At 62.2% G+C, this 13,683-nt stretch carries 13 protein-coding genes; 10 read left to right on the top strand and 3 right to left on the bottom strand.

Features of this window, described 5'->3' with window-relative positions; all coding sequences use genetic code 11:
• Window positions 1-37 precede the first annotated feature (37 nt).
• From HWX03_RS30190 to HWX03_RS30165, 6 genes are all read left to right on the top strand, one after another.
• Window positions 38-4,660, top strand: coding sequence for an RHS repeat-associated core domain-containing protein (locus tag HWX03_RS30190; RefSeq protein ID WP_175873796.1), 4,623 nt, complete (start codon window positions 38-40; stop codon window positions 4,658-4,660).
• A gap of 8 nt (window positions 4,661-4,668) precedes the next feature.
• On the top strand, window positions 4,669-4,977 hold the full coding sequence (locus HWX03_RS30185) for a hypothetical protein (protein WP_175873795.1): 309 nt from the start codon (window positions 4,669-4,671) through the stop codon (window positions 4,975-4,977).
• Window positions 4,978-5,211: 234 nt separating this feature from the next.
• The gene (locus HWX03_RS30180; protein ID WP_175873794.1) at window positions 5,212-5,529 is read left to right on the top strand and encodes a hypothetical protein; all 318 of its coding nucleotides are present in this window, start codon (window positions 5,212-5,214) and stop codon (window positions 5,527-5,529) included.
• 100 nt (window positions 5,530-5,629) lie between these two features.
• Complete coding sequence (locus HWX03_RS30175; RefSeq protein WP_175873793.1) at window positions 5,630-6,229, top strand: hypothetical protein; 600 nt, start codon at window positions 5,630-5,632, stop codon at window positions 6,227-6,229.
• Window positions 6,177-6,725 (top strand): hypothetical protein, encoded by a 549-nt coding sequence (locus HWX03_RS30170; RefSeq protein WP_175873792.1) that lies wholly within the window; start codon window positions 6,177-6,179, stop codon window positions 6,723-6,725. Before HWX03_RS30175 ends, HWX03_RS30170 begins: the two co-directional genes overlap by 53 nt.
• A 2-nt stretch (window positions 6,726-6,727) precedes the next feature.
• The gene (locus tag HWX03_RS30165; protein ID WP_174431390.1) at window positions 6,728-7,063 is read left to right on the top strand and encodes a hypothetical protein; all 336 of its coding nucleotides are present in this window, start codon (window positions 6,728-6,730) and stop codon (window positions 7,061-7,063) included.
• A 103-nt stretch (window positions 7,064-7,166) separates the two neighbouring features.
• Here the strand turns inward: HWX03_RS30165 and icmH are convergent, their stop codons facing one another.
• The 3 genes from icmH to tssJ all read right to left on the bottom strand — a co-directional run bounded on the left by icmH (window position 7,167) and on the right by tssJ (window position 10,006).
• Window positions 7,167-7,949, bottom strand: a complete 783-nt coding sequence (gene icmH / locus HWX03_RS30160) for a type IVB secretion system protein IcmH/DotU (protein WP_175873791.1) — start codon at window positions 7,947-7,949, stop codon at window positions 7,167-7,169.
• The gene (gene tssK / locus HWX03_RS30155; protein WP_006477098.1) at window positions 7,946-9,292 is read right to left on the bottom strand and encodes a type VI secretion system baseplate subunit TssK; all 1,347 of its coding nucleotides are present in this window, start codon (window positions 9,290-9,292) and stop codon (window positions 7,946-7,948) included. Before tssK ends, icmH begins: the two co-directional genes overlap by 4 nt.
• Before the next feature lie 102 nt (window positions 9,293-9,394).
• A complete protein-coding gene (gene tssJ / locus HWX03_RS30150) occupies window positions 9,395-10,006 on the bottom strand; it encodes a type VI secretion system lipoprotein TssJ (RefSeq protein WP_175873790.1) in 612 nt (203 codons plus the stop codon).
• 373 nt (window positions 10,007-10,379) lie between these two features.
• Here tssJ and HWX03_RS30145 point away from each other — a divergent pair, with 373 nt between their 5' ends.
• From HWX03_RS30145 to HWX03_RS30130, 4 genes are all read left to right on the top strand, one after another.
• Window positions 10,380-11,006, top strand: a complete 627-nt coding sequence (locus HWX03_RS30145; protein WP_175823992.1) for a tetratricopeptide repeat protein — start codon at window positions 10,380-10,382, stop codon at window positions 11,004-11,006.
• Between the two features lie 46 nt (window positions 11,007-11,052).
• Entirely contained in the window at window positions 11,053-11,568 is a 516-nt protein-coding gene (gene tssB / locus HWX03_RS30140) for a type VI secretion system contractile sheath small subunit (protein ID WP_027783377.1), read from the top strand.
• A 15-nt stretch (window positions 11,569-11,583) separates the two neighbouring features.
• Complete coding sequence (gene tssC / locus HWX03_RS30135) at window positions 11,584-13,074, top strand: type VI secretion system contractile sheath large subunit (RefSeq protein ID WP_059499710.1); 1,491 nt, start codon at window positions 11,584-11,586, stop codon at window positions 13,072-13,074.
• Window positions 13,075-13,144: 70 nt separating this feature from the next.
• Entirely contained in the window at window positions 13,145-13,648 is a 504-nt protein-coding gene (locus HWX03_RS30130) for a type VI secretion system tube protein Hcp (RefSeq protein WP_006477093.1), read from the top strand.
• Window positions 13,649-13,683 lie beyond the last annotated feature (35 nt).

The following is a 13,683-nucleotide window of genomic DNA, read 5'->3' as shown; positions in this document are numbered from 1 at the left end:
AGCCGTCTTGAAAAAAACGAATTGAACGAAGAACGACATGGCACAACAACTTCCACCGGGCGCGGAGAAGGAACAGGCCGTTACCTGGCTCAGTGATGTTTCGCCGAAGGACGTGGCGCAGGGCGGCAATCGATTCGACGCCTGGCTGCGCAAGATCAGCGGCAATCATGTGACCTTCGAGGATGTGAAGACGGTTGCAGGTGCCGTGCCGATCGTCGGCAATATCATGGCGGCAATCGATGCGCTGGGCGATATTGCCGAGATCATTCAGAAGCGCGGCGGGAAGGTGCTGGACTACTTGAGTCTGGCGATCAACCTGATCGGCATCATTCCGATTCCGCCAACGCTCGCGCCGTTCCGGATGTCGGCGCGGCCACTGCTCGCGCTTGTGCGCAACCAGTTGCTGATCACTCGCAGCAATCTCGGCGCAGCGCTCATTTCGGTGCTCATTACGCATATCAACGCGACCTGCGCGACTGAGATCGAGGACTTCCTGAACAAGCTGAAGGACGGACTCGTCAAGCTGCTCGACGGGTGTGCGTCGAAGGCGGAAGAACTGATGGGGGCGATCGCGACCGGCATGGACAGGGCTTTGCACGGCCAGCTTTTCGACAACAGCGGAAACTTGAAGCGCGCGGAGCAACTCGCGAAAAAGATGCAGGACAACCGGCCGTGGTATAGCGCGAGCCGGGTGGGTGATGGGCTCAGATTTGCTTACGAAGGCTACAAGGCGCTCGGCAAGACTGTCGGCAACGCGACGGTAGGCACCGCGGCGAAGCTCGCGCCGGATTCGTGGCTCGAGCCGTTTCGCAGCACGGTGACGTTCCTGCGGACCGAGGCGCCGAAGGTGGCGTCGTCGATCCGCCAGCTGGCCGGCAGCGAGGAAGGCAAGATGATGTGGCTGGTCTTGCAACTGATCGAGGCGGTCGGGCGGGTGAAGGCACGTGCGAAGCTGCATGAGCAAAGTGCGGAGGTGAAACCGGCAGAGACGAGCCAGGCGAAGAAGACGCGCGCGCAGGAAGGGCTGGAAGCGAACAACGGTCAGGCACCGGTGGAGGGGCCGGGGAAGAGCGGCTGCCGGTGGTGCCCGACCGGGTCGTCGCCCGCGTCGATCGACTTCGCGTTCGGGGACGAAACGTTCTCGCACACGGATTTCAACTTGCCGGGCGCCTTGCCGCTCGTATGGGAGCGCAGGTATCGTTCGAGGCTCTCCGCATACGACAGTGGCGAGCTGGGGGCGCGGTGGATCACACCCTATACGACCCGCATCGATATCAAGGGCGGCCAATGGATTTATCGCGATGCAGAGGGGCGCAGTATCGAATATCGGGCGCTCCCTGCTGGTGAAGTCCATGACGACCTGTCCGAAAAATTGACGTTGTCGCGTCTCGACGACACGTGGGTGACGGTTGCGTATGGGCACGTAGCGCTTCATGTGTACGAGCGCCGTGGTGATGTTTTCCGGCTCGCGATGCAGAAGGATCGCGCCGGCAACACGATTACGCTCGACTACGATTCGCTTGATCGTCTTGCACGGCTGATCGACGCGAACGGCAACGTGCTCGCGTTCGAGCATGACAAGCATGGCCGGATCGTGCAAATCGAGCAGGTGCTCAAGGGCGGCGAGCGCTACACGCTCGCGAGCTACGAATACGATGCGGCGGGGGATCTCGTTCGTGCGGTCGATCGCCATGGAAACGCACGGACCTATCAATACCATCGACATCTCGTGACGCGCTATACCGATCGCACGGGGCGCGGGATGACGCTCGAATGGGACGGCGCGGATGCGGACGACAATGCGAACGCGAAGTGCGTTCGTGAATATGCCGATGACGGCAGCCTCGACATCCGTATTGCGTGGAATCCGAACATTCGTCTCACGTACGTGACCGATGCACTGGGTCAGATGACGCGGTACTACTTCAATATCCACGGATACGTGTACCGGATCGTGTATCCGGATGGCAGCGAGGAGTGGTTCCGGCGCGACGAGCATCACAATCTGGTGCTGCATATTCGGCAGGACGGCAGCATCGAGCGGATGGAGTATGACGCGCGCGGCAATTTGGTCCGGCACGAGCGCGTGGATGGCACCGTTGTGGAAATGGGATACGACGACAAGAATCAGATGATTTGCGTCGTCGACCCGAGCGGGCATGTGTGGCATCGAAAATACGACGATGCGGGCAATCTCGTCGAAATGCTCGATCCCCTTGGGCAGGCGACGACATACAGCTACAACGACAAGGGGCTGCCGACACAGATCACCGATGCCAAGGGCGGATCGAAGGCGATCGAGTACGGCAACGCCGGGCAACTGACGAGCTATACCGATTGCTCCGGAAAGAAAACCGAATGGCGGTATGACGCCATTGGCCGGGTGATCGAGGCGAAGGACGCAGCGGGTGGCGTGACGTCCTATGGCTATGGGCAGAATGGTCAATTGGCCGAGATACGCTCGCCGGCCGGTGTCGAACAGGTGCAGCTCGATGCAGAAGGCCGGATGCTGCGGCATACCGATCAGCTGAATCGGTCGATACGATATAGCTATGATGCGGCGGGGCGGATCGCGAGCCGCGCCGATGCGCTCGGACAGACGCTCACATATCGCTATGACCGTGTCGGACGGTTGTCGGCCCTGATCGACGCCAATTCTGCTACACATCAGTTCCACTACGATCAAGCCGGGCGATTGACCGAGCAAGTCGCCTTCGACGGCAAGTCGACTCGCTACGAATACGACAAGGAAGGCGGCAGCCTCATTGCGGTCGATGACGCGGGTTGCGTGACCGCAGTGGAAATCGACGTCAACGGCCGTCTGCTGAAGCGTGTTTCCGGGGAGAGCGAAGAACGCTTTGCCTATGATCCCAGCGGCCGCTTGATCGAGGCGGTGAACCGATACAGTCGCGTGCAGTTCTTCTTCGACCCGATCGGTAATCTGGTGCGCGAACATCACGCTTACGATCTGTTCGGCGAGCGACGCAGCTACGTCTGGCACCATGAATACGATGAACTCGGCAACCGGCGGCGAACCGTACGGCCAGACGGTCATGCGATCGACTGGCTGATATATGGCTCGGGGCATGTGCATGGCATGCTGCTGGATGGCGAGGAGCGCGTGCAATTCGAGCGCGACGACCTGCATCGCGAGACCGTGCGGGTGCTGTCGAGCGAAGTCGGGCAACGCACGACGTATGACCCGGCCGGCCGGATCTTGCAGCAGACGCTGCATCGGTCGACGTCACCCGTGCCTCTGGCTGAGCGGCGGTATCGTTACGATGCGGCCGGGCAATTGTCGCGAATCGACGACAGCGGCAACGGTGGAATCGACTATCGATACGATCCGGTCGGACGCCTGATCGAAGCCGCGAGCCCGGTCTCGCGAGAGCGTTTCGCGTTCGATCCGGCGAGCAACATCATCGATCCGGCCCCGCCGGCGGCTATCGCGTCGCGTCCAAGTCCGGTAACGCCGGAGCACACGTTGCCGGCAGAAGTGCCGAAGGTGCTCGGCAATCTGCTGAAGACCTACGCCGGGATGCATTTCGAGTACGACGCACGCGGGAACCCGGTGCGCAAGCGTACGCCCGCCGGGGAGCAGGAATACGAATGGGACGAATTCAACCGCTTGCAGGCATCGAGGGTTACCGAGACGTCGCGGCAGAGTCAGTCGCGGTATTTCTATGACGCATTGGGTCGCCGGATCGCGAAAGAGGTGAACGGCGAGAGAACCGTGTTCGGGTGGGATGGCAACATGCTCGCGTACGAAAGTAACGCAGAGCGTGGTACGCACTACATCTATGAGCCGGCGACGTTCATACCGCTTGCGCAATATGTGGCCGAGCCCGTGGACGGCATCGCAACTCCGGAATGGACAAGCACCGATCGCTATGTGCCGGAAGACGATCCGCTCCAGAAGGTGCCCGAGCGGCGCACGAACGCCAAGCTGTTCTACTACCACTGCGACCAGATCGGTACGCCGCGGTGGCTGACCGACGATTACGGCGATGTGGTGTGGGAAGCGTCGTACAAAGCCTGGGGGGAAGCGCGAGAGGTGATCGCGCGGGCGTCGAAGGCGGCCGGGATCGTGCCCAAGAATGTGTTGCGGTTTCAGGGGCAACAAGTCGACGAGGAGACGGGGCTCGCCTACAACCGGTATCGATACTACGATCCGCAAATCGGTCGATTCATCAGTCGGGATCCGATTGGATTGGCGGGGGGCATCAACGTTTTTCAGTATGCACCGAACCCGACTCAATGGACGGACCCACTCGGGCTCTGCCCGGGGAAAGCGATCATTCGACAGTCGCGGAATGAAGGCGGACCCCATTTCGATATTGAAGTGGTTCCGGACTCGGGGCGAACCATGCGAACGCACCAGCTGATTGTGGATGATGAGCACAATACTGTTATTACCGGGCAGCATATGGCGCCTGCGTCTACGGTTCAGAACACGATTCACGTCGATTTGCCGGATGCTACCGCCGCGTACAAGGAGCAAGCCAAGCGTTTGGGACATCCCGGCGGTGTGTATGACAAAAATACCAACAGTTGCGTGACGCACGTCGGAGACATCTTGCGAGCGGGCGGCGCGCAGAATGTACCAACCACAACACGCGAAACCGTTAAGTGGATAATTGCGAATGGGAAACGTCAATAGGACGAGGCATGGGCAGGATACTGTGTAAATCGCATGGCGCGACCGGTGTGATACATGTTTCAAGCGATATCGCGGCCGACATGAAGACGGATGCTGGGCGCTTGGAAATGCTCCGTTATGACATCGACTGGCTGGGAGACGGACTCCCCGACATTTCGTACTTTGTCTCGACGGAGGTAGCGAAACAGTTCAGTCTGCCCAAGCCCGGTGATGCGCCGTTTGGACCGGATTTCGAGGAGCAGCATGCGGCTGTCTTCGATGGGCTTGTCCCTGTTTGCGCCAAGTGTTTTGGCGAGTATCAGAGCAGAATTGCCTGACCGGTTCGGGAAATATGCATTGCGATATCGTGAATTTCGGGCAACCGATATAGCTGGCTTAGTCTCGTCAGGCGGTCGACCCGACCGCGCTTCCGATCGACATGCAGCGCGCACCCCACCCGCCTGCAACGGAAGCTTGTCGATCGCGCCCGCTTGAAATTGGCATAATCACGGCCTGCCGTGAGGTTCTCGCGGCCGAATCAACGCAATCATCCGGATACCACCGCATTACCCATGTCGATCGACTCCCCGACCGAAGTGTCGCTGCAACATATTCTCGAGCACCCCGGCGATTTCTCCGGGCGGCTTTATCTGCCGCCGATGCCGTGGGCGCTCGATACGGCCGGCGCTTTTTCCGAAGACACCGGCGACGACGAAGCGGTCGCCGTGCCCGCGATCGGCCACCCATCCGGCTGGCAGGTTACGCTCGACAGCGCGACGATCGAGGACATCGTGATCAACGCACACGATCAGGTCGACGAGCCGAGCGTCGCACAATTGCTCGACGCGTTTGTCTTCTACGTCGAGAACGACGCGTTTATCCTGTTCTGAGGCTGCGCCGGCGGCACGGCGGCAGGCCGTCGCGCTTCGGCATGTTTCGGTGTGAGCGATGCGAAATCGGCGTCGGTTTCGAACGAATGGACAACGTGTGATGTCGATCGGGGGCACGATGCGCGATCAGGATCTGAAGCAGTTCATCGTCGAGATTCGCGACATGGCGGGGCCGAATGCAGATATCGGCGCAATGGTGTCCGGTCGTGCGGTATCCGCCGAGGACATTCCTGTCGACGCTGCCATTACCACGTGGTTCAACGCGCTCGATGGCGTCGATTTGTCGATTCCCTGGACCGTCGACGACCTGCTGCTGTACGGCAATGCGGCGAGCCTCGCGGCCGGCCAGACCGGTTATCGCGTCGATGCGTCCGGCCGGCGCGTGGTCGGGTGGCACGAGGACTGGACCGTGCTGGGCCAGCTGGGCGGCGATCCCGTGATCGTCGTACCGGCAGGCGACGTTCTGTTCGGCCGTCACGGTGCCGGCTCCTGGACACCATCGCGCGTCGCTCCAACCCTCACCCATTTCGCTCACGCGTTGTGCATCTGGTGCGAGTTGTATATCGGAAAACATTCGCGCGATATCGTCGACGACACGTATGAAATCCGGCCGGCATTCGTCGCGGAGGTCCGTTCGCGGATCGGCGATGCGCTGCCTGACGCGGAAGCAGCGGTTTTCATGGAGATGGTCGGCGGTTGAGCCGCACGCAGCCCCTGTCGGGCAACGTGCACGCCACGGCACCGGTAACTCGGCAGCACAAATTCGAATGCGAACGACGACCGTGATCGAGGAAACAATCATCGGCAACCGTTCGCACGTGACGGAGGCGCCGTGCGACGACCCCGCGCAAGCGATCGCGGCCATCGAACGACTGAACGGCCGCGATCGCTCGACCGTCGCCTTCGACGCGAGCGACACGACGGTGATGACGATCGGCGGTGGCCACGACGGCCGATACGTCGTCTTCATCGCATCGGAGATCGACGCCGCGTTGCTGAACCTGACGACGCCCGAAACGCCGGCAGACGAAACGATCGAACTCGTGACCGGCGGCCAGCGCGGCAGCTATCCGGCGCGGCAGCGTCGATCGTGCAACGGCGGCGCAGGCGGCTGCCTATTTCGTATCGACCGGCGGCGCCGATCCACGGTTATGCTGGCAACCCGACTGACTCGCCGCACGACAGGAAGGAAATGAACATGGCCGACGATCCGGCAGCGCTGCGCGCGCAACAGGATGCCGTTTGCGCACGTTACGGGCTGCATGCCGCCGAACCCGAAGAGATGGTTGCCGTCGCGATGTCGACGCTCGGGCGCATGCCCGTCTACGGCACGCGCATCGCGCTGTCCGAAGGCGACAACGTCGGCTGGTTCTTCCATTGCGGTGAATATTCCGACGCCGCCGACTTTTATCAGCCGGTGCATGCCGCGCACCTGTCGGCCTGCCTGCCATCGGTTCTGCCCTATCTGCGCTTGCCGGCCGGCGCACGCTTCATCATCGACGATGCCGGCTACGAAGACGTCTGGATGGCGTGACGCATCGGCACGCGCTCAATCTTTTTCAAAAGCGGACAAAAAACGAAAAAGGACCGTCATGCGGTCCTTTTCCATGAAGCGGCGTTCGAAAAACGCGCGCCTGTTACGGCAACGAGATCGTCAGATTGGCCGACTCCGGCCCGACCTTGATCACCTGCGAATAAGGCGCCAACGCCTGCAGCGTCTTGTCCTTCAGGTACGTGTTGAGCCCGAGATACCCGAGCAGCGCCACCAGCGCAAACACGGTCCCGATCGCCCACACCGGCACCTCGCGTTTCAACCGGTGCGCGATCTGATCCGGTAGCGGCCAATGCGGCGCGAACGGTGCGCGCTTGCCCTTCATGTGCGCGATCTCGTCGCCCAGCCGCGCGGTCAGATACGCGAGCTTTTCCGGCCCTTCGAGCAGGTACTTGCCCTGGAACCCGAGCAGCAGGCACATATGAAACACCTCGAGCGACTGCAGCCGGGCCGCACCCTGCGCACGACACTCCTCGAGATACTGGAAGAACTTCTCGCCCGCGAGCTGCTCGCCGAACAGCACGAGCTGCAGCGGCCGGCGCTCCCAGTCCGCACGAATCTTGAACTGCGACGACAGCACCATCTCGTCGATGGCCGCGCAGAACGCGAACTTCGCGCCGTACACGTCCTCGGCGGCGATATTCAGCTTCTTCGCGCCGCGCTCGAAATCCGACAGGAATTCCTGGATCCGCGTGCTGAACTCGCTGGCGCTGTCCGGCTCCCGCTTGTTCTTGAGCAGGAACAGCATGAAGAATCCGTCGTACAGCAAATCGAGCAGCGAGCGGGCCTGGAACGCGGAGTCCGTCGACGCCGGGCTATGCATGGGCGGCGGCACGTTGTCGCCGAACAGGGAAGGCGCGTAGCTCATGATGTGACCGCGATCAGTTCGAATTTCAGGTCATTGATGCCAGTCGGCGCGTAGATCATCGCGGACTGGGCCTGCAGCATGCGCTCGTACAGCGGGCTGCGCGAATCGAGCGCGAAGTAGCATGCGCCGGGGCGCACCGGAATCGCGGGCGGCACCTGCGGCGTGTACGACAGCCGCACGCCGGGCATCGCCGACAGCACGAGCTTGTCGACGTCGTCGGGCGCGCCGACCTTGAAGCGGGCCGGCACCGCGTCGACGAGCTCGACGCTCGGCATGTCCGCTGACACCGCGAGGTAGAACTCGGTCTTGTCGTCGATCTTGCCGGAATCGAGGCGGCCGAGGTGGAACGACGGGCGCACCTCGTCGAGCGTGATCGCGAAATAGCGCGTCGAGATCACGGTGTCGAGCAATTCGCGCAGCATCAGGTCGAGGCGCGCGAAGCTCGGGCCCGGATCGTCGTGGCGATACACGGGCAGGTCGGCGAGCGTATAGCCCTTCGAGAACGTCATCAACTGGCCCGCGAGGCGCAGCAGCTCCTGGAACAGCCGCTCCGGATGCAGCGCCGCATGCTGGTGCAGGTGCGCGAGCGTCGCGAACGCGGCGTTCGCGGTGTGCAGCAGCCAGAACGACGCGATGTCGCCCGAGCGAAACTCGATGATGTTCTTCGACGGCTCGCGGTGGAAGCCGTACAGCGCGTTCACCTTCGCCTGCAGCGCGTCGACCAGCTGGCGCAGCCGCTGGTGCAGGATCGGCGACGCTTCGATCGCGAGGCACGGCGGCACGAAGCTGTCGTCGATCTCGAAGCCGGACGTCGCGGTGCGGCGCACGCGCACGAGCGGCACCGACAGCAGCTGGTCGCGCGGCTCGCTGTGCGCGATCAGCTTGACCTGCGTCTTCAGGAACGTGATGTCGGCTTCGGCGGCGTCGGTGAAGTTGTCGGCGACGCTCGTCTGCTCGCTGACGAACCGCGTCATGAAGCCGGCGGCCGGATCGTCGCTGTAGTTGGTGCCGTTCTCGCGCAGCGGATGCAGCGCGAGATAGAACACGAATTCGTTGATGCCGTCGGGCAACGTATCCAGCGCGATCGGCGGCGGGAGGTCGTCGGCCTGCGGCGCGGCATACAGCGCGCCGTCCGGGAATACGAGCGCGAGCTCGGCCACCCGCAACACGTTGCTGCCGAGCGCGTCGCGGTCGATGCGCACCGAGCGCACGCCCCAGTTGTACGGCTGGATCGCCTGGATGGACTCGAACAGGCGCGCCTCGTGGTATGCGTCCTGCCGCTGAAAGTGTTGAGGCCGGAGGAACAGCCCTTCCCCCCACAGCACCTTGGCCGAATAACTCATGTCAAATCCGGTTAATGTGGCGTTGCGATGTAATCGATTTGTTCATACCCGAATTAAATCGCCAAGTGTTAACTCTTGTTAATTGACATCCGTGCGTCATGTTTAACCGCAGGAGACCGAAGAAAGCAAATTCAGCGGTTGCGAAGGCGCACCCTGTTGCGGTGCGATGACCGTGCCGTCGGTGACCGTCATCGCGCAATTATGCAGGCCGATGATTATGCCGGATTTCTCCGACTTCGCCGGATCGAATGTCAGTTTCCATCGTTGCAGTGCGGGATCGCGGAACAGCGCGACGATGCCGAATGCCTGCGCTTCGCGCGACACTTTCTCGGTTGCCGTATAGCGCTGGCCCGGAATCAGCGTGATTTCGCGCACATTCAGCAGATCGGCGCCGAGTGCGGCTTTTTCCTTGGTCGGATCGGTAAATGCGTCGAACGGCGCCTGCTGGAACGAGGTCGGGTCTTTCAGCGCATAGAGCCGGACGACGAGCGCGAGCGGCTTGTGGTCGGTCGCGGCATTCAGGTTCGGCGCGGCGGCCAGCGTGAGCCCGATGTTGCGCGGCGGCTTCTGCGCGTCGGGCACCTCGGGCTTGCCGATGCCGGCCGCGGACATCACGGCGCTGGCGGCCGAGCCGAGCAGCGGGGCGGCCGCGCATCCGGCCAGAAGGGCGCAGGCAAGCAGCGGCAGCGCGTAGCGAATCATGGACGATCTCATCGTTTTTCCGGCGTGCCGCCTTTATCCCTGTCAAAACTGCCGGGTATTACCACGTTCGCTGCGGATCCCCGGCATCGCACCATTCAACTATTAAGCACGCCCGCATCGCGGCAAGCGTCCGGAAATTTTTTCCGCCGTCCGGGCGACGCGTCGTGCGACCAGTAAAACTTGCGCATTCCAGCCCGAGGAAAAACCGCCGCGAGCCCGCAGCCAGCGGCCATTCGAGGGGGTAGCGCCCGGTTTTAAAAGGAATTACTCTTCACACGACGATTGAATTATGAAAAATTGATCGGTACTATACCCGCGCGCTTCCTGCAAAGCAAAAGAACCAGATTCTCAACGATTTAAAACTCACGCGCCGGTGGATATAACGATGAAAGACCGTCTGTTCGCAAAACTGTCTGGGGTAGTGGTGGCTTGCGGCGTGATCGCCGGCTGTGCGAGCCAGCCTCCCGCGCCGCCGACTGCGGAAGTATTCAACAAGTCGCTGGCCGATGCAGACGCCGTCGCGAAGGCGGGGGACCAGGACAAGGCGCTCGGCCTGTACCAGCAGCTCGCGAAGTCGGATCCGACGCGCGAGGAACCGTGGTCGCGCATCGCGCAAATCCAGTTCGCACAAAACCATTACGGGCAGGCGATCGTCGCCGCCCAGGAAGCACTGCAGCGCGACGCGACCGATCGTCAGGCGAAGAGCGTGCTGGCCGTCGCCGGCCTGCGGATCGCGACGCAGTCGCTCGGCGAGCTGCGCCAGGATGCGTCGCTCGCGGGCGACGCGAAGTCCGATGCGCAGGCGCTCGCGAAGCAGCTGCGCGATACGCTCGGCGAGTCGGCGTTGTTCCCGCCGGAAACCAAGACCGTGAAATCGCGCCCGCCGCGCCGAGTCGTTCATCGCCCGAAGGGCGGTGCCGCACCGGCTGCCGAGGCGGCCGCGAGCGTCGCGCCGACGCCGCCGGCGGCGCAAAAGGGCAGCGCGGATCCGTTCGGCGCACTGCGCAACTGAAACCGCAACTGACGCGATAACCACAACTAACCTGGGAGCCGTCGAGATGGCCAAGAAAGAAAGCATTCAGAAAAGCTTGCAGAAAATACGGCCGCCGCGCGTCCAGCTGACCTACGAGGTCGAGAAGGGCGATGCGATCGAGGTGAAGGAACTGCCGTTCGTCGTCGGGGTCGTCGGCGATCTGGCGGGCCAGTCCGAAATCGAGCAGCCGAAGCTGCGCGACCGCAAGTTCGTCAATATCGACCGCGACAATTTCGACGACGTGATGAAGGCGATCGAGCCGCGTGCCGCGTTCCAGGTGGAAAACCGCCTGAGCCCGGAAGGCGGCAAGTTCGCGGTCGACCTGAAGTTCCGCTCGCTGTCGGATTTCAGCCCGGACGAAGTCGTCGAACAGGTCGAGCCGCTGCGCCGCCTGCTCGAGGCGCGCTCGAAGCTCGCCGACCTGCGCAACAAGCTCGCCGGCAACGACAAGCTCGAGGATCTGCTGTCCGAGGTGCTGAAGAACACGCAGCAGCTGCAGGAGCTCGCGAAGGGCACCGGCAGCGACAAAGACGGCGAATGACGACGGAGTGTTGAGATGAACCAGCAAACGGCTGCGGCCCAAGCGAGCGGCGCGGAATACGCCGCCGGGACTTCGTTGCTCGACGATATCGTCGAGAAGAGCAAGGTCGCGAAATCCGATTCCGAACATGCGCGTGCGAAGGACCTGATCGGCGAACTCGTGCACCAGGTGCTCGACGGCACGGTGATCGTGTCGGACAACCTGTCGGCCACGATCGATGCACGCGTCGCGGAGCTCGACCGCCTGATTTCCACGCAGCTTTCCGCCGTGATGCACGCGCCGGAATTCCAGCGCCTCGAAAGCACGTGGCGCGGGATGGACTATCTGGTCAAGGAAAGCAACACGGGCCAGACGATCAAGATCAAGGCGCTGCACGCACCGAAGCGCGACCTCGTGCGCGATTTCAAGGGCGCGAGCGAGTTCGACCAGAGCGCGCTGTTCAAGAAGGTCTACGAAGAGGAATTCGGCACGTTCGGCGGCTCGCCGTTCGGTGCGCTGATCGGTGATTACGAGATCTCGCGCCAGCCGGAAGACATGTACTTCATCGAGCAGATGTCGCACGTCGCGGCGGCCGCGCATGCGCCGTTCATCGCGTCGGCGTCGCCGGAGCTGCTCGGCCTCGAGTCGTTCTCCGACCTCGGCAAGCCGCGCGATCTCGGCAAGGTGTTCGACACCGTCGAATACGCGAAGTGGAAGTCGTTCCGCGACGCCGAGGATTCGCGCTACGTCGGCCTGACGCTGCCGCGCTTCCTCGGCCGCCTGCCGTTCAATCCGAAGGACGGCCAGACCGCGGAGAACTTCAACTTCGTCGAGGAAGTCGATGGCACCGATCACGACAAGTACCTGTGGTGCAACGCGGCATGGGCCTTCGCGGCACGCCTGACGGCCGCGTTCGACGACTTCGGCTGGTGCGCGGCGATCCGCGGCGTCGAAGGCGGCGGCCTCGTCGAGGATCTGCCGACCCACACGTTCAAGACCGACGACGGCGAAGTCGCGCTGAAGTGCCCGACCGAAATCGCGATCACCGATCGCCGCGAGAAGGAGCTGAGCGACCTCGGCTTCATCCCGCTCGTCCATTGCAAGAACTCAGATTACGCCGCGTTCTTCGCTGCGCAGTCGGTGCAGAAACCGAAGAAATACAGCACCGACAGCGCGAATGCGAACGCCGTCCTGTCCGCCCAGCTTCAGTACATCTTCTCGGTATCGCGCGTCGCGCACTACCTGAAAGCGATGATGCGGGACAAGATCGGCAGCTTCGCATCGGCGCAGAACGTGGAGACTTTCCTCAACCGGTGGATTTCGCAATACGTCCTGCTCGACGACAACGCCTCGCAGGAACAGAAAGCGCAATTCCCGCTGCGCGAGGCATCCATACAAGTGTCGGAGATTCCGGGCAAGCCGGGCTCGTATCGTTCGGTCGCGTTCCTGCGCCCGCACTTTCAGCTCGACGAACTCTCGATTTCTCTGCGACTTGTCGCTGATCTGCCCAAACCGGCAAATTCATAAGCGAGTAAATCGCCCGGGCGGGCCGCCTGGGTAGGACGTTAAAACCACCTCTTTGGGGAGTCGAAGGGCCATGTTACATATGCACTTGCAGTTTGGTAGTCCCGCGGTGAAGGGCGAGTCCGCGGACAAAGACCATCAGGGCTGGATCGAACTGAAATCGTGGGATCACTCGATCGTTCAGCCGCGTTCGGCAACCGCATCGACCGCTGGCGGTCACACGATGACGCGTTGCGAGCACGGCGACATGATCTTCACGAAGGAAATCGATTCGTCGAGCCCGCTGCTGTATCAGCACGCCTCGGGCGGTACCACGTTCGACGAAGTGACGGTCCATTTCTCGCGCGCGGACGGTGAAGGCAAGCGCGTGCAGTATCTGGAAGTCAAGCTCAAGTACGTGATCATCTCGAGCATCGCCCCGAGCGTTCGCGAGGAAGGTCTGCCGCTCGAGACGTTCTCGCTGAAGTACGCAGCCGTGCAGTGGAAGCAAACCCAGCAGAAGATCGGCGGCAACCAGGGCGGCAACACGCAAGGCGCCTGGAGCCTGACGAAGAACGACAAGACCTACGCGGTCTAAGGTCGGTTGCGGCAACGGGGCGCCTCGCGTCCCGT

Origin of the sequence: Burkholderia sp. BCC0397 (genome assembly GCF_902832865.1) — a bacterium.
Taxonomy (GTDB): domain Bacteria; phylum Pseudomonadota; class Gammaproteobacteria; order Burkholderiales; family Burkholderiaceae; genus Burkholderia.
This window is presented reverse-complemented; position numbering and strand designations above follow the sequence as displayed.